The 17,458-nt window shown below is 31.8% G+C and carries 26 protein-coding genes; all 26 read right to left on the bottom strand.

Features of this window, described 5'->3' with window-relative positions:
• Positions 1–99 precede the first annotated feature (99 nt).
• Positions 100–645 (bottom strand): DUF4304 domain-containing protein, encoded by a 546-nt coding sequence (locus tag ACPEEM_RS03625; protein WP_424407785.1) that lies wholly within the window; start codon positions 643–645, stop codon positions 100–102.
• Between the two features lie 300 nt (positions 646–945).
• Positions 946–1,377, bottom strand: a complete 432-nt coding sequence (locus ACPEEM_RS03620) for a hypothetical protein (protein WP_424403116.1) — start codon at positions 1,375–1,377, stop codon at positions 946–948.
• A gap of 376 nt (positions 1,378–1,753) precedes the next feature.
• Positions 1,754–2,056, bottom strand: a complete 303-nt coding sequence (locus tag ACPEEM_RS03615; RefSeq protein WP_424407783.1) for a hypothetical protein — start codon at positions 2,054–2,056, stop codon at positions 1,754–1,756.
• 278 nt (positions 2,057–2,334) lie between these two features.
• Positions 2,335–2,826 carry a hypothetical protein gene (locus ACPEEM_RS03610; RefSeq protein WP_424407781.1) on the bottom strand — a complete coding sequence of 164 codons (492 nt, stop codon included), beginning with the start codon at positions 2,824–2,826 and terminating at the stop codon, positions 2,335–2,337.
• 399 nt (positions 2,827–3,225) lie between these two features.
• Complete coding sequence (locus tag ACPEEM_RS03605; protein WP_424408211.1) at positions 3,226–3,360, bottom strand: NTF2 fold immunity protein; 135 nt, start codon at positions 3,358–3,360, stop codon at positions 3,226–3,228.
• A 19-nt stretch (positions 3,361–3,379) separates the two neighbouring features.
• A complete protein-coding gene (locus tag ACPEEM_RS03600) occupies positions 3,380–3,619 on the bottom strand; it encodes an NTF2 fold immunity protein (RefSeq protein WP_424407779.1) in 240 nt (79 codons plus the stop codon).
• Positions 3,620–3,785: 166 nt separating this feature from the next.
• Entirely contained in the window at positions 3,786–4,328 is a 543-nt protein-coding gene (locus ACPEEM_RS03595; RefSeq protein WP_424407777.1) for a hypothetical protein, read from the bottom strand.
• 446 nt (positions 4,329–4,774) lie between these two features.
• The gene (locus ACPEEM_RS03590; RefSeq protein ID WP_424407775.1) at positions 4,775–5,131 is read right to left on the bottom strand and encodes a hypothetical protein; all 357 of its coding nucleotides are present in this window, start codon (positions 5,129–5,131) and stop codon (positions 4,775–4,777) included.
• A 533-nt stretch (positions 5,132–5,664) separates the two neighbouring features.
• Positions 5,665–5,898 carry a hypothetical protein gene (locus ACPEEM_RS03585; protein ID WP_424407773.1) on the bottom strand — a complete coding sequence of 78 codons (234 nt, stop codon included), beginning with the start codon at positions 5,896–5,898 and terminating at the stop codon, positions 5,665–5,667.
• Positions 5,870–6,067 (bottom strand): hypothetical protein, encoded by a 198-nt coding sequence (locus ACPEEM_RS03580; protein ID WP_424407771.1) that lies wholly within the window; start codon positions 6,065–6,067, stop codon positions 5,870–5,872. The genes ACPEEM_RS03585 and ACPEEM_RS03580 overlap by 29 nt, the downstream gene beginning before the upstream one ends.
• Positions 6,068–6,719: 652 nt before the next feature.
• Positions 6,720–7,160: a hypothetical protein gene (locus tag ACPEEM_RS03575; RefSeq protein WP_424407769.1), complete on the bottom strand. Its 441-nt coding sequence runs from the start codon at positions 7,158–7,160 to the stop codon at positions 6,720–6,722.
• A 343-nt stretch (positions 7,161–7,503) separates the two neighbouring features.
• Entirely contained in the window at positions 7,504–7,863 is a 360-nt protein-coding gene (locus tag ACPEEM_RS03570) for an NTF2 fold immunity protein (protein ID WP_424407767.1), read from the bottom strand.
• Positions 7,864–8,369: 506 nt separating this feature from the next.
• On the bottom strand, positions 8,370–8,717 hold the full coding sequence (locus ACPEEM_RS03565; protein WP_424403098.1) for a hypothetical protein: 348 nt from the start codon (positions 8,715–8,717) through the stop codon (positions 8,370–8,372).
• A gap of 563 nt (positions 8,718–9,280) precedes the next feature.
• A complete protein-coding gene (locus ACPEEM_RS03560; RefSeq protein ID WP_424405785.1) occupies positions 9,281–9,808 on the bottom strand; it encodes a DUF4303 domain-containing protein in 528 nt (175 codons plus the stop codon).
• Between the two features lie 300 nt (positions 9,809–10,108).
• Complete coding sequence (locus ACPEEM_RS03555; RefSeq protein WP_424407765.1) at positions 10,109–10,462, bottom strand: hypothetical protein; 354 nt, start codon at positions 10,460–10,462, stop codon at positions 10,109–10,111.
• Between the two features lie 9 nt (positions 10,463–10,471).
• Positions 10,472–10,936, bottom strand: a complete 465-nt coding sequence (locus ACPEEM_RS03550; protein WP_424407763.1) for a hypothetical protein — start codon at positions 10,934–10,936, stop codon at positions 10,472–10,474.
• Positions 10,937–11,312: 376 nt separating this feature from the next.
• Complete coding sequence (locus ACPEEM_RS03545) at positions 11,313–11,921, bottom strand: hypothetical protein (protein ID WP_424407761.1); 609 nt, start codon at positions 11,919–11,921, stop codon at positions 11,313–11,315.
• A gap of 18 nt (positions 11,922–11,939) precedes the next feature.
• Positions 11,940–12,440, bottom strand: coding sequence for an RHS repeat-associated core domain-containing protein (locus ACPEEM_RS03540; protein WP_424408209.1), 501 nt, complete (start codon positions 12,438–12,440; stop codon positions 11,940–11,942).
• 248 nt (positions 12,441–12,688) lie between these two features.
• Positions 12,689–13,297: a hypothetical protein gene (locus ACPEEM_RS03535; RefSeq protein ID WP_424407760.1), complete on the bottom strand. Its 609-nt coding sequence runs from the start codon at positions 13,295–13,297 to the stop codon at positions 12,689–12,691.
• Positions 13,291–13,902, bottom strand: a complete 612-nt coding sequence (locus ACPEEM_RS03530; RefSeq protein ID WP_424407758.1) for an RHS repeat domain-containing protein — start codon at positions 13,900–13,902, stop codon at positions 13,291–13,293. The genes ACPEEM_RS03535 and ACPEEM_RS03530 overlap by 7 nt, the downstream gene beginning before the upstream one ends.
• A 364-nt stretch (positions 13,903–14,266) precedes the next feature.
• On the bottom strand, positions 14,267–14,650 hold the full coding sequence (locus ACPEEM_RS03525; RefSeq protein WP_424407756.1) for a hypothetical protein: 384 nt from the start codon (positions 14,648–14,650) through the stop codon (positions 14,267–14,269).
• 291 nt (positions 14,651–14,941) lie between these two features.
• Positions 14,942–15,166, bottom strand: coding sequence for a hypothetical protein (locus ACPEEM_RS03520; protein ID WP_424407754.1), 225 nt, complete (start codon positions 15,164–15,166; stop codon positions 14,942–14,944).
• A 69-nt stretch (positions 15,167–15,235) separates the two neighbouring features.
• A complete protein-coding gene (locus ACPEEM_RS03515) occupies positions 15,236–15,595 on the bottom strand; it encodes a hypothetical protein (protein ID WP_424403083.1) in 360 nt (119 codons plus the stop codon).
• A 487-nt stretch (positions 15,596–16,082) separates the two neighbouring features.
• On the bottom strand, positions 16,083–16,415 hold the full coding sequence (locus tag ACPEEM_RS03510; RefSeq protein WP_424405771.1) for a hypothetical protein: 333 nt from the start codon (positions 16,413–16,415) through the stop codon (positions 16,083–16,085).
• Positions 16,416–16,709: 294 nt separating this feature from the next.
• Complete coding sequence (locus ACPEEM_RS03505) at positions 16,710–16,973, bottom strand: RHS repeat-associated core domain-containing protein (RefSeq protein WP_424407752.1); 264 nt, start codon at positions 16,971–16,973, stop codon at positions 16,710–16,712.
• Positions 16,974–16,997: 24 nt separating this feature from the next.
• The gene (locus ACPEEM_RS03500) at positions 16,998–17,429 is read right to left on the bottom strand and encodes a hypothetical protein (RefSeq protein WP_424403078.1); all 432 of its coding nucleotides are present in this window, start codon (positions 17,427–17,429) and stop codon (positions 16,998–17,000) included.
• Between the last annotated feature and the right edge of the window lie 29 nt (positions 17,430–17,458).

The following is a 17,458-nucleotide window of genomic DNA, read 5'->3' as shown; positions in this document are numbered from 1 at the left end:
TTTTTATAGCTTTTTCAATTTGTTTTACGATCGAATTGATTTCTTTTTTGTTAATAGCATAAAATATTTCCTTGTTTTAATGGGGTAAGATATTCAATTTCATCCCTTTTTTTTAATATACTCTTTAAAAAATTTTTTAGGGATTACTGCAAATTTAGGTGCAATCGATAATCCATACTTTGCAAAGCTCAATGCCATTGCTGTATTATTTAAAAAATCATAATACTCAACATATAATCTACATAAATTTACTTGTGTTATTGAAAATATATTTAATATTTTATGTTGCTGAGTTAAATCATAAGGATTATGAATATTAAAAATAGCGTTGTAATCTGAATAGTAATTGGAAAATTGTTTTAGATCGCGTATTAATTTTTTTATCTCTTCTTTGTGTTCAATTTCAACAGTGCTCAATGTTCCAATTCTAGTTCTTAAAGCACAATCAACTTCTTCAAAAACTTCAGTTTTAGTATTCACTAGAAATCTTGGATGAATACCGACATTAAAAAAATACAAACTTCCATCTAATTTTCGTTGAAGGTAAACAACTATATAAAAATCATGATTTAATTTATAAAAGTTATTAGTTTTATTTATTTGTATATAACCTTCTTGCAATAAATGTTTTTTTACATCATTCATTTAATCACCTGTATATTATAGATATAAGAAATTTGTTTAATTTATTCTCTAAAGTTGCTGTAAGACCTATTTTCCCCGTTACTGGGCTCCTTGTAAATAACTATTCAACACGACCTAATTTACCTCCAATCATAAGAGTTATATCTCTTGCTAACGCCTGTTGAGTTCTAGATATTAAACGTTCGATCTACTTTTAACACAATACTTTTTTATTTTGGGGTCGCTCACGAACGATTTTATCTTTTTTAGGGTAAAGCGATTTTTCTCTATTTAGGGATACAAAGATTTAAAAAAGAGCATTTATGACCATTTTAATGGACCTGTATGAATATTAGAAAAAAACTGAGTACATCTATCAGTAGCGGGTTCATAACCACAATAATAGTTCTTCGCTAATATTATTTTATTCCATTCAATAATAGCTTTTTTTATTATATTTAAATCTATTTTAAACATGTCATTACAATTAAAATCCATGTTTATTTCAATTTCTCTTTTATAAACTATTAGATTTATAAAAAATTCTTTTAAAGTGACATCAAAAACATTTGCATTATTTAGCTTAAAATAAATAGCTCCATTTTCATGATTGGTTTCGTTTAAAATATATTCAATATTTTCATTGCTAGATGATAATTCTATACTTTCTGCATTAAAATGACTTATCATGCTGATAATATTTTTCAAATTCGATCTTTCTATTTCATCAAATGTTATTTCTAAAATATCCATTGCTTGTCCTGTTAGTCAATAAAACCCTTAAAAGTCCAATCTTGCTTTAAGATTATTCATCTTCCATCTGGTAGTTTTTCAGACACTACTCTTTCAAATTCTCCTTGCGAGTTAACTATTTCATCAACGTGTTTCATGCCTTACTGGAGTGCTTGTATGAATATTATTAGCTATATTACAACTACCCAATCCAAACGCTTCAAGAGAATCGAAATATGATGTACATAACGATAAGGCTATTTCCCTAGCATTAAGTCCGTTCGGATCGTTTCAACCCTAACTGAGTATCGCATAGCTTGGTTTGCTCTTAGCGAAGCTTACGAATAATAGGGTTAAGTGCGGTAGGTTTTAAAAAAGTTTTAGCAATGAAACAAAATTAAAGATTCATTAATAGATAATGCACAGCACCTAATCCTGCTATTCCTTGATTTTTATATTTTGTATAATCATCTTCTATGAAAATTCTAATTTCATCATCTTTTATCATGATGGCATTTGCTACTCTACGTTTTGTCAGAATAATTTCGTCATCTGTTATGATTTGGTATCCTATAATTTTCCAATTGCCATTTTTTAACTCCGAATTTGCCGTGTAAATAACATTATTAAGAAATTTAACTTCAGTTAGATCATTTGGAATAGTGCAAAAAATATTTTCTGAGGGAATGAATCCTATCATATCTTTAAATAAAGAAGATATGTAAATTAATTTTCCTATTCTATGTTGCTTTTCAAAACTCAGAATGTTTTTTCCTAGTTTTATGTCATCTATAAAAAAATAGATCTCCTTCTTTAAATCTAATATTTTTCATTTTGAATCCTATAGTTTATTTAAAATTTTATGGAATATTTTTCCCCTTCTTACAAAAGCTCCAGAAAAATCATATTTTCCCGAGCTTGGATTAGAAGGAGCATAGTGATGCTTACCTTGCAACAGATGCCTCCTGCTAAGAGAGGTTAATATACTAATAAATTTCCTTCAGGGTATTGACCTTGCAAGCCGCATACTAAATATCCACTTTTATAAATATCAAAAACTCTAGTAAAGAATGAATAATGTCTAGGTAGTTGCTTTTTAAAATGCCTTTCAAGAATAAAATGCATAATATTCCAACTAACATCATCATTTATATAATTTATATCAATTCCTTCAATTTCAGGAATAATTGGCAATAGTTCGTGAGAAATAAATTGTCTAGCTTCAGTGACAATTTCCTCCCAAATATCCAATTCTCTATGTAAATTCTTTTTATATAAATGGGCATACATATCGTTACTTGCTTCTAAAGATATGTTTTCCCAGTCAATGGATGATATTAACCTAGTAACATTTTTCTTGTCAGAAACATAAGTGATTTCACTATTTATAAGATGATGTTTGCCTGCATTAACGAACCATAGTAAAGACAATATTTCTTGTTTTATATCTTTAGGGATTAGTGACGACATATTTTTCTCCATTTATGATTTTATGGTAAAACTTGATTTATTCTTCCAGGTATTTTTTTCTTTCGCCAAACTTTTTTGCCTTATGGATTGAGCAAGACGAGCACTTACCCTTTGGCTGACAGATGGCATAGCTGGTTTACTGTTGCCCTAATCGGCACTACAAGGGAGCTGGTTATTCCCAAAAGTGCAAAAAATCAGTAGGATTTTACCCGTTGTGGAAAAAATGCATTACTCATAAAAAGCGGTCAGTTTTCATAAAAATTCTGTATTTGTGCTATACAAAAATTAAAGAGAAAATGACCGTTTGTGATAAATCAGTGATATTGAGGAAGAACAAACGATAAAACTTAAGATAGTTTTGTTAGATAACGCTATCAAGATTGCCAGTCATTAAAACCATTAAAACGGGCAATTATCCCATTTGGACTGGGTAAACCATTCCTTCTTATCTATCCACCACTTTTCATTCTTATATATCAATCTATACCTATATTGTGTTTTTATTCCTGTCCTAGTTTCCTCAACATAAAAAATAAATACTTATTTTCTTGTTTTATATCAATAATCGGGTGTGTTTCTGGTTTATATTCAAATGGGAAACGAACGGAAAGTGATACTTCTCGCGTTCTCTTATTTTTTTAGGCGTACAATATTGACTAAATATTAAAGCTAATTCTAATCTTAATGTATTTTCATAATCAAGGCTTCTCAAATTTTTAGTAGCCTTTTTTTCCCACTCATACATTTCTTGCATAAATTCTAGTAATAATTTTTTAGCATTTTCAATACCCATAACTATCCTTAAAAGTGATTAAAAATTACTTTTCTGAGTTATTGTCTTAAAATGGCTCTAATTTTCTTGCTGCTATATTAGGCTAGATTAATATAACTAACTCTGCCAAAAGCCCGCAATGATTTCTTCGTTTTCAGTATTTTCCTTTGTATATAAATATAATGCACTATACCCAAAAACATAATTTTTTTTTGATTAATTTTTCAGGCATCCCCGCTTCGTCAATTTGCATAAAAAATTCATATCCATCTTTATCAAGATCTTTTGTATAAATATCATCATCTTGAATTAATATTGGTCTTCTTCCTATCACTATTGAATATTCAGGCTCTTCTAATTCTTCAAAATCATCCCCTAGTAGATCAAAGTTTTTCTGGTTTTCTTCTCTAATGGAATAATAGTCTTCTTCCAATTTTTTATAAGCGCTTATAGACATTTCTCGAATATTGGGATTTGTAAAGTCATCTTTATCACTAGCCTTGCTAAACTTATGCTGTATAACTTTTACAGAACAATTAGGATAAATATTATTATCATTCATAATTCCAAAATCTTTAGGTGTAAAAATAGAGAACATAATTCCTTTTTTATTGGGATGTTCAAAAGTGGCATAAAAATAAAGATTATCACTTACCAAAGATATTAATAATTCTGGAATATTTCCGCCTATACGCCCTTGAAAATTGGGTGCATATTCAAGATATCGCAATAATACTCTATATTCATCATGCTATCCTCTACAAGAAATAATATTATTTATTTTAACAACTTTTATGGCTTCATTTCTTAGCCTCTTCACCCACTTAAGTGTAATAGATTTTACTGATAACCCATCATTTTTATGTAGAATTTCCATACGGGCAATACCAAACGCCTCACCATTCCCAATCCCCCCCCAACCCCCCCCAACCCCATCGGGTTTTAGACATACCGATAAGTTCAGTACCATTAAGTCCGATTGTGCCGTTGGTGATAGTCTAATAAAATAATAGTATGGTGGCTAAGTTTGCTGGATGAGGGGCTAAGTGCGGTAGATTTTGAAAAAGTTCTTAGAAATGAAACAAGCATTCACTTCCGAATAACATTTTACAGCTCACAAAAGTGAAAGAAGAAACAAATCATTATTGATAGTTTCTAGTAAAGGATATATTCTTTTCAATTTTCTAAAGTTAAATTACCTAAACTCCATTCTTCCAGTATTTGCCTTGTATCTGATGCCAAAATTCCAGAGTTAGAACTTATTTCTTCAAGTTTTTTTTGGCTAAGTTTAGAATATTTCTCACTAAACAATAAATAGCTTGCAGCCCAACTTACAACAGAAATTGAGCTATCATCTAATAAGCATTCTAAGCTATCTAATTTATTTAATGAAAGAAGAAAGTCCTTTGCTTTTTTTATTTCTTTATAACTTTTATTAACAATCTTATACTCCCCAGTTAGAGTTGCTTTGCCGTGAAGTTCTGCATTTTCTTTAAAAGTTACAATTGCCTGTTCTATATTATTGAATTTCATACATAATCCTTTTCAAAAAATTTCCAATCATAATCTTTTAGTTTTTCTAAACTAGAATTAAATTTCCTATCGAAATTTTGATTACTTAGCCAACCTTAATCCTTTTCCCATTTTTAAACATTTGTATTGAAGAATAAAAACAAGATATTTGAGCATGAACAATTCCTTTCCAGTGAGGAAGTTTAATCAAATTATTTATCTTATGGATTTTATTCACTTCAAACTTGGCAATATTAACTGGGGTTTGTTCCACTATATAATATCACACCTCCCCTTTGCTGTTAGCAATGCCTGTTAGTTGATTATTCGCATTCCAACGGAAGTAGGTGGTTTGTTTGCGAAAGCCATCTCGGATTTCGGTTTTCGGTTAATCTGCCAGCGTTGTCGTAGCGGTAACCTGTGTTCGAATTGGGCTTACTAGACGACAAGGGGTCACTTTATTCTAAAAAAGTGCAAATTTTAAAGAGAAAGTGACCGCTTATTGATATTAAAAACGAATTCAACCGCTCATTAAAAACAAGCGACAATATGAATTATTTTTTATTTTTAGAATAGAATTCCCAATATTTTTTATCAAACTCTTTGAAAGCGCGTTTTTTTCCTCGTTGATAAGCTATATCGAAATATTTCATAGCTTCATCATATTCTTCTAGTTCATAACAAACTCGCCCCACTTGAAAATATTCATAAGAACCTTCTTGAGCGGTGTCATTATTTAAACCTTTTAAAGCCCATTCTTTAGCATCCCATCTTAAAATAAGTTTCAAATAGACAATCAATAATCCAATTTGGGATCTGTTCAGGTTGCTGATGTTTTGGTTTAGGTAAAGAATCCCATAAATTCTTTAAGAATAAAATATATTCATTATCATCAGGGGAATCAAATTCCTCCATTTGTTGAACACTATTTTCAATTTGTTCATGAGTAAGTAACATTTTTCTTCTCCTACGGTTGCTTATTTTAAAGATGGTAAATATCTATCCTGAAGTTTTCCGCCATTTGACGGCATCTATTTTGTGTGACATATCGGCATCTTTTAATAGCTGCCATGCACCTTGACTATCTTTCAATAACTTCTCGACCAGTTCGGCTATTTTTACTTGGAGTATTCCCCATATATTTTCTACGACAAGAAGCAAGACCAAACGGTTCAAGAAAATCTAAAACATTATGTACATAACGATAAGGCGTTTCCCCACCATTCAACTCAATCGGATCTGAGCTGATATAATTACCACTATCGGGTCATAGTATCTGAAGCGGTTATAATAGACTAAGCCACTTTCTTGGTCAGTATATTGCCCTGCAAATAAAAGCTGTGGGTCTAGCAGGCTAGTTTTGCGATAGTCATTTCGGAACAGCAAAGGGGGCTTTTTTCTTTCGCCCAGACTTTTTTGCCTTGTTGATTAAGCGGAGATAGTTTGATTGCCATAAGCCAAACTACAAGGGGCCACTTAATTCCAAAAAGTGCAAAATTTAGAGAGAAAGTGACCGTTTGTTGTGAAGAAAAAGAGTAAGCCACTCGTTATAAACGAGCGGCATCGGGGAATATTGCATTTTTGTTTTTGGTACTCGTGCCATCTAGCGTTATTCCAATTTACTTCTAAGATGTTCAGGTAAGAATTCCAATATTGAGCTAAAATCTTGAGCATATTGAAAATTACCAACAAAAATTAATTTATCTGATTTTGTGATTTTTGAGGAATATTCAAAATCAGGAACGGCTAATAAGTAATTAATTTTTTTGATCTTATGCTCTTTTAATTTCTTTTCTATTTCATCCCAACAGCCATCTGAAATCTGTAGAAAATCTTTAACAATACGCTTAGCCTTATTTAAAGGAGTAGGTTTTCCTTCAAACTGACCATATAAGATTGCTATGTGATCATAGTCAAAAAATTCATTAGTAGAAATTTTAAAATCATTAAGAAATTTAACTTCATTGGAGTTATTGGGTACAAAAAGTAATTGCTGTTCTTCATAAGAAATATTTCCAGAAACCCAAATTGATATTTTTTCATTATCCATTTTATTCTCCTTAAACATTTAGAATGGGAGTCCAAGTTGTCCATTTGGGAGCCGTTTTCTAGCCCAATTTCTTACAGCTTGCAACCCAATCGCCTCACCCGAAATATAATTCCCACTCTTTGAGTCATAATACCGAAAGCGGTTATAGGCTAAGCCACTTCCTTCATCTCGCCATTATCCCGTAAATAAAACAAACGCTTAATTAAGCTCAGAAATTTGCAAATTGCAAAAATAAAACAGAAATTGACCGCTTGTTATCGAATTGGAATAAATTTTATCACTCGTTGCAAACTAGAAACATTGTGGATACTATTTATTTTAACTGAATGATATTAAATGGATATTATAAGTTTTCTCTTTTCCAAGTTTCTCCATTATCAAAACTGATTTCTTTTTTATCAATTAACCAAGAATTATTTATGGAAAGAATAGTATATCTTAAATTCCAAAATCCTTTATTTGTTAATTTAGTGTATATAATTGTTTTTTTTGTATTTTCCACAATTTTGTATATAGGTTGGGTATTTATATCATAGTTGGATATAGGGCTAGTGCTAAAAAAATTTGGCTTTCCATATTTCCTGTCTTTAAGGGTGCAAAATTCCAAGAAAATTTTTTTTAGAGTTTCTTTTGCTTTTTCTTTCTCGCTTTCTATATTAGGTGCTTTATATGTAAACTCTTCCCATTCTTTCATCTGTTTCATGAACTCTAAAACACATCTTTAGCAGATAACTCATTCATATTAACCTCTTTATTCGTTTAAGAATTTTGCGACATCTAATAATGTACCATTATGGAAGACCTCATATATAATTTCACTTGATCTTGCTGCATCTGTCGTATAACCAAATTTCCAATTAGATCTAAGTGCTTATATTGCACTAATAAATCTCTCACTCGTGTCTCAAAAATTCTATAATATCCTCTATTTACATCTTTTAATTGAGGAAACACATTTCCTTTTCCGCCTTGACGGCCTAAAATTTTAGCCAAAATATGTCTTGCATCATCCGTAGGTAAACCTAATGATTTGGCATAATTACGACAGTTTTATTTACTGTAGTCCCTGTGCCAACCCGAGCGGGTCCACCACTCAATAGGGTTATGAGTATATGAATAAGGCTGTTCGCCCCCAGCAAGCCCCAAAGGATGCTTTTTTCTTTCGCCCAAACTTTTTTGTCCTATGAGGTAATACTGAGGAAAAAAGGATTAATTTGATCTTATTGCATCTTCGGCTTTAGCCAAAAAATAATCTTGTAAACAGCCTTGTATTTCTTGATTTTCATATTTTAAAGTATAAATTCCATCAACATTTTTAGGAAATGTATTGCCATCAATAGTTCCTAAAATTGTTGAAGCAGTATCAATAATAGCATTGCGAATAAACTCGAAAATAATATCCTTCTGTTCATCACTCAGTTCCTCTAATACATTTCTCATTCTTCCATATAGATCAGATGATATTTCCGACTTTTTACTTAGTGTGTCAATATAATATTGCAAAACAGAAGTCATCAATTCATCGTAGATTGCTTCGCTAATAATTTGGTCTTGCATAATTTTTTCCTCAATTATTGTATCCTTTTATCATTTCAGAATAATCCCTTCATTAATGCTTTAATATCTCTTGCAGATGTTCTCTAGCTGAAGAGAGCCTCACCAGTAGTTGAATTTTTAATCTTCTAGAAACAGCACCAACGCCATCTTTGGATATGGTATGTCCTGCTTTGTGAACTAAGATCGATAGAGCTATTGCAAGATCGTAATTTTTGGCTAAGTTTGACCTATCACGAATTTTATTCGCTCATCATAATGACCGACATTTCATTTTCACTGTACACCCAGCCAATCCAAACAGCTCAAAAAAATCGAAAACATTGGATAATCATTCAGAAACAGCAAACCCCAAAGGGGGCATTTTTCTTTCGCCCAGACTTTTTTGCCTTGTGGATTAAGCGGAGATAGTTTGATTGCCATAAGCGAAACTACATGGGATCACTTTATTCTAAAAAAGTGCAAAATTTAGAGAGAAAGTGACCGTTTGTTGTGAAGAAAAAGAGTAAGCCACTCGTTATAAACGAGCGGCATCGGGGACAAAATGAGAGACTCGGTAGGTAATATTATTCCTCTCCAGCTTCCTCTAGCCAGATAGGTAATATTTCAGAGTTTTTAGGGTTTAATTGTATCGCTCTTTCTGTATTTGTTTTGTCAGGAGGCATAACTTCAACATTAATAAGTAAGCTTAATCGCTTACTTCCTTCTCCAAATATCCCATCTATATCAGCTTCCTTCATAGCTTCTGTCATAGCATTTATTCTAAAATTAAACTCTTCTACGCTTATATTATTTTTATCTCTTCGATTAAAGATTTCCTCAACTTCATAGAAAAAATCATTTTTATACATAGTGTAAGGCGAATCAGCATACGACCATTTAATCAGGATTTTTTCTTCTTCACTGCTAGCCTGTTGAGATAAAGCTTCATGAGACCATGCCGAAAGTATTGGGGAGTAGGCTTCCCCAGAGGTTATTAGTGAAATGTAGTAAAAGTTTTCATTTGGGTGTTGCTTAAAAAGCTCTTTTACTGAGCATATAATAGCTTTTTTGATTTTTTGAACTATTATACGAGCATCCTCAAAAGTATTCATTTTTACTCCTTAACTGTGCAGCTACATTTGTGCAGAGACCGAACCACATCGTTTAATCTTTTATTTACCATGTCATAAAATGGCTCAAGTATGGGTAATATTATGTAGAATAGGATGTCCTATTGTGATTCCATTAACGACATCATTGATATTAACTCGTTAAAATATCAGCATTCTTTTTACATGATCTTAACTCCAACAAATCCACCCAAGTTTCTCTTTTAGCCAAAGAGGTCTGCCTTTAGGGTTAAGCAGAGCCAGTACTTGTCCGTTTGATTATTAACCTTTCTGACTAAGACTCTAGTAAAATTCAATACGACACTCATCTAGAGGATATATATTCCCTTTAGAATCAATAAGTTGATTGTTATTTATTTTTGCATACCTCAATTCTAAATTAGACGCGCTTTGTTCAAAGTCTTTACGCCAGCCAATAATATCTCCACGATAAGATATTCCATAGAATTTAATTCCATTTTTTGTGGTTATTTCGCAATTTTCACTTATTACTCCTCCATTTGTTGCATTCCTTTGTTCTAAATTAAATAATTGATAAAAAAGTTCTTTTTCAAATTTTTTTATTGTACTGTATTCAATGTAACGAAATTCTCTTCCTTCTTCTAGTGGGGCTGTACTAGGAATTTGGGTTCTCATAATTTTCTCCTATCTAAATGGTGTTATTTGGAATATTACATTATCAATACCTGCATCTTTAAAAATTTTTCCATAATGTTCTGCAAATTCTTTGCTGTTAGTATGGTATATAGTTTCTTGAAATGCACTGGAGTATTTCTTAGCCTGTTCTAAAACTTTAGCCTGTTCTTTTATTGCAAATGGTTTTGAACCTATTTTACTAGCAGGGTTGCGAATAGAGTTTCTCCATTTATCTACAAACTTGGCTTCAATAGCTATATTTTTACCTTCTATATTAACCACATTATCTGAAACGCCATTTGCTATTTTACCATCCACAATTGCAGTATATTTTCTTGAACTAAATGATGCTTTCCCTCTGTATAAATCCTGAATTTGTTGTTCATATTTTTGCCAGCACCCAGCCAACCCAAACGGTTCAAGAAAATCTAAAACATTATGTACATAACGATAAGGCGTTTCCCCACCATTCAACTCAATCGGATCTGAGCTGATATAATTACCACTATCGGGTCATAGTATCTGAAGCGGTTATAATAGACTAAGCCACTTTCTTGGTCAGTATATTGCCCTGCAAATAAAAGCTGTGGGTCTAGCGGGCTAGTTTTGCGGTACTCATTTGGGAACAGCAAGCCCCAAAGGGGGCTTTTCTTTCACCCAAACTTTTTTGCCTTGTGGATTGAGCAGGGCGAGCACTTGTCCGTTTAGTTGGCAGATAGCATAGCTAGTTTGCTGTTGCCATAAGCCAAACTACAAGGGGGCACTTTATTCTAAAAAAGTGCGAAAATTCACTGGTTACATACAGTGTTTTATTACTTTTTAAAGAACAAATAACAAACTAAATTGGCTATTAATCTTTTCGATATATATATTCTCCATCTTGAGTATGAATAGCAATTATTTCATTATTCTTATATTCATAGATATTTTCACACTCTAATTCCACTCTCAAATTTTCAGTAATGGAAAAAGACAAAGAGTTTACTATTTTGTTATCCTTATAAAAATACCGTGTTACGGATATGTCGTTTTCATCATTTACCATTATCTCTCTTATGGCTTTTTGATTTTTATATATAATTTTTATATATCTAATAAAGTCATCAAAATTATCAAGCGACAGAACCTCTGAAAAATCATCACTCATAATGATGAAATCTGTTTTATATAAATTATCATGCTTTCCATAATGTTCTATTTTCTCTATATTTCTGTCTCCATAATATATATATTTATTTTTTATAGATTTCGGCATTCCTGAGATTAAGTGATCTAACGAATATCCTGTATGCTCACAATAGAACGGAGAATAGTTATACGCTAATCTTTTTGAATGATAGAGTACATTATTACTAAACTGTGTTTCTTTGAATTTTCTTAAAATATCAGGTAGTTTAAATTGTTCTAGAAAAGCGTATGCATCATTTCTTAGGCTTTCATAAATTTCATTATTAGACATAGGAGAACTCCATTATTATTAGCATGTAGGAAACTTTCCATTGGATAATGGAAAAACATTTCCAGAACTTAAATAAGATTTAATTTCTTTTAAACCAGCTTCAAATTCTTTTGGGTTTTTAGAACTAATCAATTTGTCATACACAAACTGTTTGTATGCTTTTCCATAGATGCCATTTCCTTTATGAGCTGTTTTAAGTGAGTTAGGTAATCTATCAGCGGAAGTTTTCGGGAGCCAGATTCCATTATTTTTGCTATTTATATCAATATTGAAATTATCCATCATGTCCCTTAATTCTTTCATTCTCCAATCGTTGGAGTTAGACATAACAATATGGTGAGCTTCGTGGTTCTTAGGTCTTTTCCCTAAACTTTCTGCGAGCTTAGCTGCATCATCGGAACACCCAACCAACCCAAACGGATCGCTCGAAATATATTTTCCACTCTCAGGCTCATAATACCGAAAGCGGTTATAGGCTAAGCCACTTTCTGAGTCAGTATATTGCCCTGCAAATAAAATGTAGGTCTAGCGGGCTGATTTTGCGATAGTCATTCGGGAACAGTAAGCCCCAAATGGTGCTTTTTTCTTTCGCCTAGACTTTTTTGTCTTGTGGGTTAAGCAAGGCGAGTATTTGTTCGTCTACAAGGGGTCACTTTATTCCCAAAAAGTGCAAAATTTAAAGAGAAAGTGACCGCTTGTTGTGGAGAAAAAAGTAAGCCACTAGTTATAAACGAGCGACATCGGGGCGTGCTTTTTTCTTTGCATTATCAAGGGATAATTTCAGTTTGTCCAATCGCATTATAGTACCAGTAAGGTAATTTATTATTTTTTATATATTTTTTAAAATCACTATCTTCATAGTATTTATATGGTTTCTCATTATTATCATAAAACAATCCAAGTCCTATTTGAATAATATATTCAATACCTTCATATCCATATATTCCTGAACTGCCAAATAATTTTAATTCTGGAATGTTATAACTAGGATTATATTGATAGTCACATAGATGATCCCAGCATTCAAATCGTAATAAATTTAGAATTTCTTTATTAAGATAATTTACGTTTGTTAAATTAACAAAGTAACCTAAATTCCAAGCTTTTTTGTTGATTAAAGTTGGGGGGGCTATTAGACTTAGTTCTTCTATTTTTTTATGTAATTTTTCAATAGAAAAGTCATGAATATCTTCGATTGAATAGTTTGTAAGTAATACAACTATCGCAGTGTTATCTTTAATATCTCTATCTAATTGTGTAAGCAATACAGTCCCCAAATAGTATTTATTATTTATTAGATAATAAAAAACATCACCTTGTTTTAATTTTGGTCTGGATTTTTTTATAAATTGTAAGGTTGTCATTTTCTTTAGCATTTCTTGATTCCTAATTGTTGAGCTAATTTTGGATCATTTTTACGAATCCAGTCCTCTCCCCAAGCAATCGCATCATCATAAATTGCACGTTTAGGGCTGATGCTATTAATTGCATTTTTTCCTTTTATGCCATTCAATTCCCTATGATGAATAATTGCTTGCTCTACGCTTCTTGCCTGATTTCGTGTTAAATCTCCCATGTTTTTTAACTTCTGAATATCTCCTTTAGTCCCTGCATGCTCTCTAACCCGTCTATCAAAATTATTAGTAATACCTGTGTATACATCACTAATATAATTAGAATAGCCTGAGCCACCTTTGTTTATCCATTCACTAAATAGGATGGGGTTGGGTTTTAAACCATAAGGGTCGATATAGATCCATGGGTTGCTGACATAATTATATGGAGTTGCCCCACCATTCAACCCAATCGGGTCACTCGAAATATAATTCCCACTCTCTGGGTCATAATACCGAAAGCGGTTATAGGCTAAGCCACTTTCTTGGTCAGTATATTGCCCTGCAAATAAAAGCTGTGGGTCTAGCGGGCTAGTTTTGCGATAGTCATTTCGGAACAGCAAAGCGGGCTTTTTTCTTTCACCCAAACTTTTTTGCTTTGTGGATTGAGCAGGGCGAGCACTTGTCCGTTTAGTTGGCAGATGGCATAGCTAGTTTGCTGTTGCCATAAGCCAAACTATAAAGAGGAAGTGACTGCTTGTTGTGAAGAAAAAGAGTAAGCCACTCGTTATAAACGAGCCGCATCAGGGGGGTAAGTTGCCCTTGCTCGTCTTTAATGAATAAGGTATGTGTCAGGGTTTGGGCTTCATCATAAGTGCGGTGGATTTTCTAAAAATTTTACAAATGTTCGGAGAAACCTGACCGCTAGCATAACCACGTGTTATTAGAGTTTTAAAGAACAAAAAAACAAACAGTTTGACAACAAACGAGCATTCGCTCTATGGCTTGCTATTATGGAGAAATTATGAGCGTTTGACTTGGAGATATTTCATTAAATCCAAGACAATTTTCTTTCCTTAAATCTTCTAACATTTGAGGACTAAGACTAATTTCATATACTCCTGCTAAATTTAGTACGTCATATTTATATTCTTCTGATAGATATATTTCTTTGGGAAAAATATCAAAAATATTTTCTCTATTTTTATAACCTTCAAAGGTCTTGTATACAATAACTTTACCACTTTGTATATTTATGAATTTTGAAGAATTATAATCTATACACTCTATCGGCATTATAGGGAAGCCAATGAAGTAGTATCTATCAGTAAATCCTTCTATTTTTATTTCTATTTTATTTATTGGAGGTAAATGATATTTTGAAAAAATATCCATAACCTTTTGAGATATCACTACCCAAACTCCCATTAAATTAGAACTAACACGGAAAAATCGATTTTTTTTAATTTTTTCCCTGTAGGAAATAACGTAATTGAACCAGATAAATCTTTTTGGTTAAATTGTATAAAATAGTCCATAACATTCCTTTGAAACTCTTTTGAGTTTTTTTGAAGAAATCATTAAAAACCTTTTCATCTTTTGGGGTTTCAAAAGACTTTTTCTTAATCTCAAGTTGATAATGAGACGATACACCCGTTATTTCTTTGTCATATACTGATTGTATTGTTATAAAGTGCATTTTTTTACTCCATTTTTAATAAGATCATCAAAATAGACATTTAAATTTTTTCCGCTTTTTTGTGCTTGTGCTATTTTATTTTTCAGTTCTGTTTGTGGATTTCTTATATTCTCTAATGTAAAACTATTTGTATCCCTAAGTCTTGTTAATTGTTCTCTCAAAAATTCATTGTAGGGCGGATGATTTCCGTGAAATGGTCTTTGTAAATCCAAAAGATTCGTCACATTTGTCCGTTTGGTTGCCAGATAGCATAACTACTTTGATATTGGTACTGACATAAATTAATATTCTAATGTTAGTCTACCGTTTCTCCATTCTTTTAATGTTTGTTCTGCTATTGTGCCCAAAAGATTGCTTTCACTATTACTTAGTGACTGAAGAATATCTTCAGATTGTTTAGAAAAAGTGGAAATAAAGAGAAGGTATCTTGCTGCCCATATTTTTATAGATATAGAATCGGAATTTAAATTAGGTGCTAATAGCTCTAATCTTTCTTGAGAAAGAATATAATCTTTTGCAGTTATAATTTTCTTATATGCTTTATTAGCTTTTGTAAAATCGCCATCTAAAATAGCATTACCATATACATTGCAATTATAGATAAATGACTCAAGCATATTATCTAATTTATTTTTTTTCATTAAATTTTCCATCCTAATCTTTGGAGTTGTTTTGTTCCAAATTGAAATTATTCAGAAAACGTTCTAGATGATAACCATTGTCTAACTGTTTTACCTTGAGTAAATGGAGTTTTAGAAGAATAAAAACCAGATATTTGAGCATGAATATTTAGCAATATTAGCTGGTGTTTGTTCCACTATATAATATTACACCTCCCCCTTGCCATTGGTCATGCCTGTCAACTGATTATTGGCATTCCAACGGAAGTGGGTGGTCTGTTTACGAAAACCGTCTCGGATTTCTGTCTTTTCGGTTAATCTGCCTGCCTTGGCATAGCGGTAATGGTTGCCGTTACGGCGGTTGAGTTAGTGCCCTTGTTGGTAAATGACTACAAGGAGTCACTTTATTCCAAAAAAGTGCAAAATTCAGAGGAAGTGACCGCTTGTTAAATTAGATTTATTTACCAGATTACTTTCATATTTCTATGTACAGCATAAATTAAAAAATTTATAACAAAATTTTGCTATAAATTTCTTTTAGTTCCTTTTCATATTTTTTCGCTTGTGGAACTCGAATTGTTTTTAAATAAAATCCCAATTCAGAAGGCTTTGTTTTAAGAAGAAAATACTCAATCAAATAAAGAAGCAAAAAACTTTTTGAATAACCTAGGATTATTTCATTATCGTCTTCAACATCCGTTTTCTCATTACTAGGATATTCTTCATTAATTTTAACATTTTCAAATTTCTGCATTTTCATTAAAGCAAAATTGACAAAAGTAGCCTCATCATTCTTAAGAAGATTTAATGCATCATCTGCTAATAAATTTGCTAATTTCATTTTCTGACAGTCACGGTTTGCAGTGGCATCTTTATACTCATTAAGAATTTTAAGCTTTGTTTTTTTTGTATAGAGCTAATTAAATTCTGATATTGTTCAGAATTTATGATTTTGATTGTTTCCATTTTTTCTCCAATATTTAAATTTTACCATAAATCAACCTCTTTAATGATAGCATCCAAATCAGATCCAACATTTCTATATGAATCAACTGTTTCATGTCCCCAAGGAGTATGAATTTCTAAATGTGATTTTGAGTGAACATTTATTCCCCCTGCTCTCTTTGGTATTTTTTTAACTTGAAATATAATTCCCACTCTCTGGATCATAATAGCGAAAGCGGTTATACGCCAACCCACTTTCTGAATCAGAATATTGCCCTGCAAATAAAAGCTGTGGGTCTAGCGGGTGAATGGTTTTGTATTGAGCGTAAACCAAATCTAACGGCAAGCCCATAAGCCCACTTTTCGTCTTTCCATTCAGTTTTATGCCGTCTAGAGTTTGTTGGCTTTGCTGATAACGGTCTTGATGAGCGATGAGTTGCCAGCCGTTAAACACACTGTGACGTTGGTTTTTTATTCATTAAATTGAAGTGGAATAGATGGTTTCATTATCTAGAATATATTTTGCTGTTTCACTGATATCTTTATTTTCTGAGGTTAGTGATAGTTTTAATCCTTTTTCAAGTCTTTTATCAACAAAAAATTCAGCATTTTGTGTAACCCAATATCTAATATTGTCCGAAGTGTTTTTATCTTCTAAAATCTTTTTAATTTCTAAAATGACATTTTCTCGAGTGCAATTTAATAAAACATCTTCAACTAATGGATATACTCCCCAGCCATCGCCATTTCCGTAAGAATTTAAAAATAAGCTAATTACCTCATCATCTGGTTCCAATATAAAAAATTCCCTTATTTTATCAAATTCTTCTATTATTTCGGTAGTAAGATTTTTATCATCAGGTAATGGTTGATGATTTTTTAAAAAAAGTATCGCATCTTCTTTATTCATGTAAAACTCCTAAATTTCCCCATAATTCT

Source organism: Pasteurella pantherarum (genome assembly GCF_049670885.1).
Classification (GTDB): Bacteria; Pseudomonadota; Gammaproteobacteria; order Enterobacterales; family Pasteurellaceae; genus Pasteurella.
The sequence above is the reverse complement of the archived record's forward strand: the minus strand, read 5'-3'. Positions and strand labels throughout refer to the sequence as shown.

What these genes read in the sequence shown, in the direction of transcription:
- ACPEEM_RS03515 (WP_424403083.1), bottom strand. Translation starts at nt 15,595, where the DNA reads ATGAAAAAAAATAAATTAGATAATATGCTTGAGTCATTTATCTATAAT.
- ACPEEM_RS03590 (WP_424407775.1), bottom strand. Translation starts at nt 5,131, where the DNA reads ATGAAATTCAATAATATAGAACAGGCAATTGTAACTTTTAAAGAAAAT.
- ACPEEM_RS03570 (WP_424407767.1), bottom strand. Translation starts at nt 7,863, where the DNA reads ATGAAACAGATGAAAGAATGGGAAGAGTTTACATATAAAGCACCTAAT.
- ACPEEM_RS03555 (WP_424407765.1), bottom strand. Translation starts at nt 10,462, where the DNA reads ATGAGAACCCAAATTCCTAGTACAGCCCCACTAGAAGAAGGAAGAGAA.
- ACPEEM_RS03625 (WP_424407785.1), bottom strand. Translation starts at nt 645, where the DNA reads ATGAATGATGTAAAAAAACATTTATTGCAAGAAGGTTATATACAAATA.
- ACPEEM_RS03545 (WP_424407761.1), bottom strand. Translation starts at nt 11,921, where the DNA reads ATGTCTAATAATGAAATTTATGAAAGCCTAAGAAATGATGCATACGCT.
- ACPEEM_RS03535 (WP_424407760.1), bottom strand. Translation starts at nt 13,297, where the DNA reads ATGCTAAAGAAAATGACAACCTTACAATTTATAAAAAAATCCAGACCA.
- ACPEEM_RS03500 (WP_424403078.1), bottom strand. Translation starts at nt 17,429, where the DNA reads ATGAATAAAGAAGATGCGATACTTTTTTTAAAAAATCATCAACCATTA.
- ACPEEM_RS03610 (WP_424407781.1), bottom strand. Translation starts at nt 2,826, where the DNA reads ATGTCGTCACTAATCCCTAAAGATATAAAACAAGAAATATTGTCTTTA.
- ACPEEM_RS03525 (WP_424407756.1), bottom strand. Translation starts at nt 14,650, where the DNA reads ATGGATATTTTTTCAAAATATCATTTACCTCCAATAAATAAAATAGAA.
- ACPEEM_RS03510 (WP_424405771.1), bottom strand. Translation starts at nt 16,415, where the DNA reads ATGAAATTAGCAAATTTATTAGCAGATGATGCATTAAATCTTCTTAAG.
- ACPEEM_RS03575 (WP_424407769.1), bottom strand. Translation starts at nt 7,160, where the DNA reads ATGGATAATGAAAAAATATCAATTTGGGTTTCTGGAAATATTTCTTAT.
- ACPEEM_RS03620 (WP_424403116.1), bottom strand. Translation starts at nt 1,377, where the DNA reads ATGGATATTTTAGAAATAACATTTGATGAAATAGAAAGATCGAATTTG.
- ACPEEM_RS03615 (WP_424407783.1), bottom strand. Translation starts at nt 2,056, where the DNA reads ATGATAGGATTCATTCCCTCAGAAAATATTTTTTGCACTATTCCAAAT.
- ACPEEM_RS03560 (WP_424405785.1), bottom strand. Translation starts at nt 9,808, where the DNA reads ATGAATACTTTTGAGGATGCTCGTATAATAGTTCAAAAAATCAAAAAA.
- ACPEEM_RS03565 (WP_424403098.1), bottom strand. Translation starts at nt 8,717, where the DNA reads ATGCAAGACCAAATTATTAGCGAAGCAATCTACGATGAATTGATGACT.
- ACPEEM_RS03580 (WP_424407771.1), bottom strand. Translation starts at nt 6,067, where the DNA reads ATGTTACTTACTCATGAACAAATTGAAAATAGTGTTCAACAAATGGAG.
- ACPEEM_RS03600 (WP_424407779.1), bottom strand. Translation starts at nt 3,619, where the DNA reads ATGGGTATTGAAAATGCTAAAAAATTATTACTAGAATTTATGCAAGAA.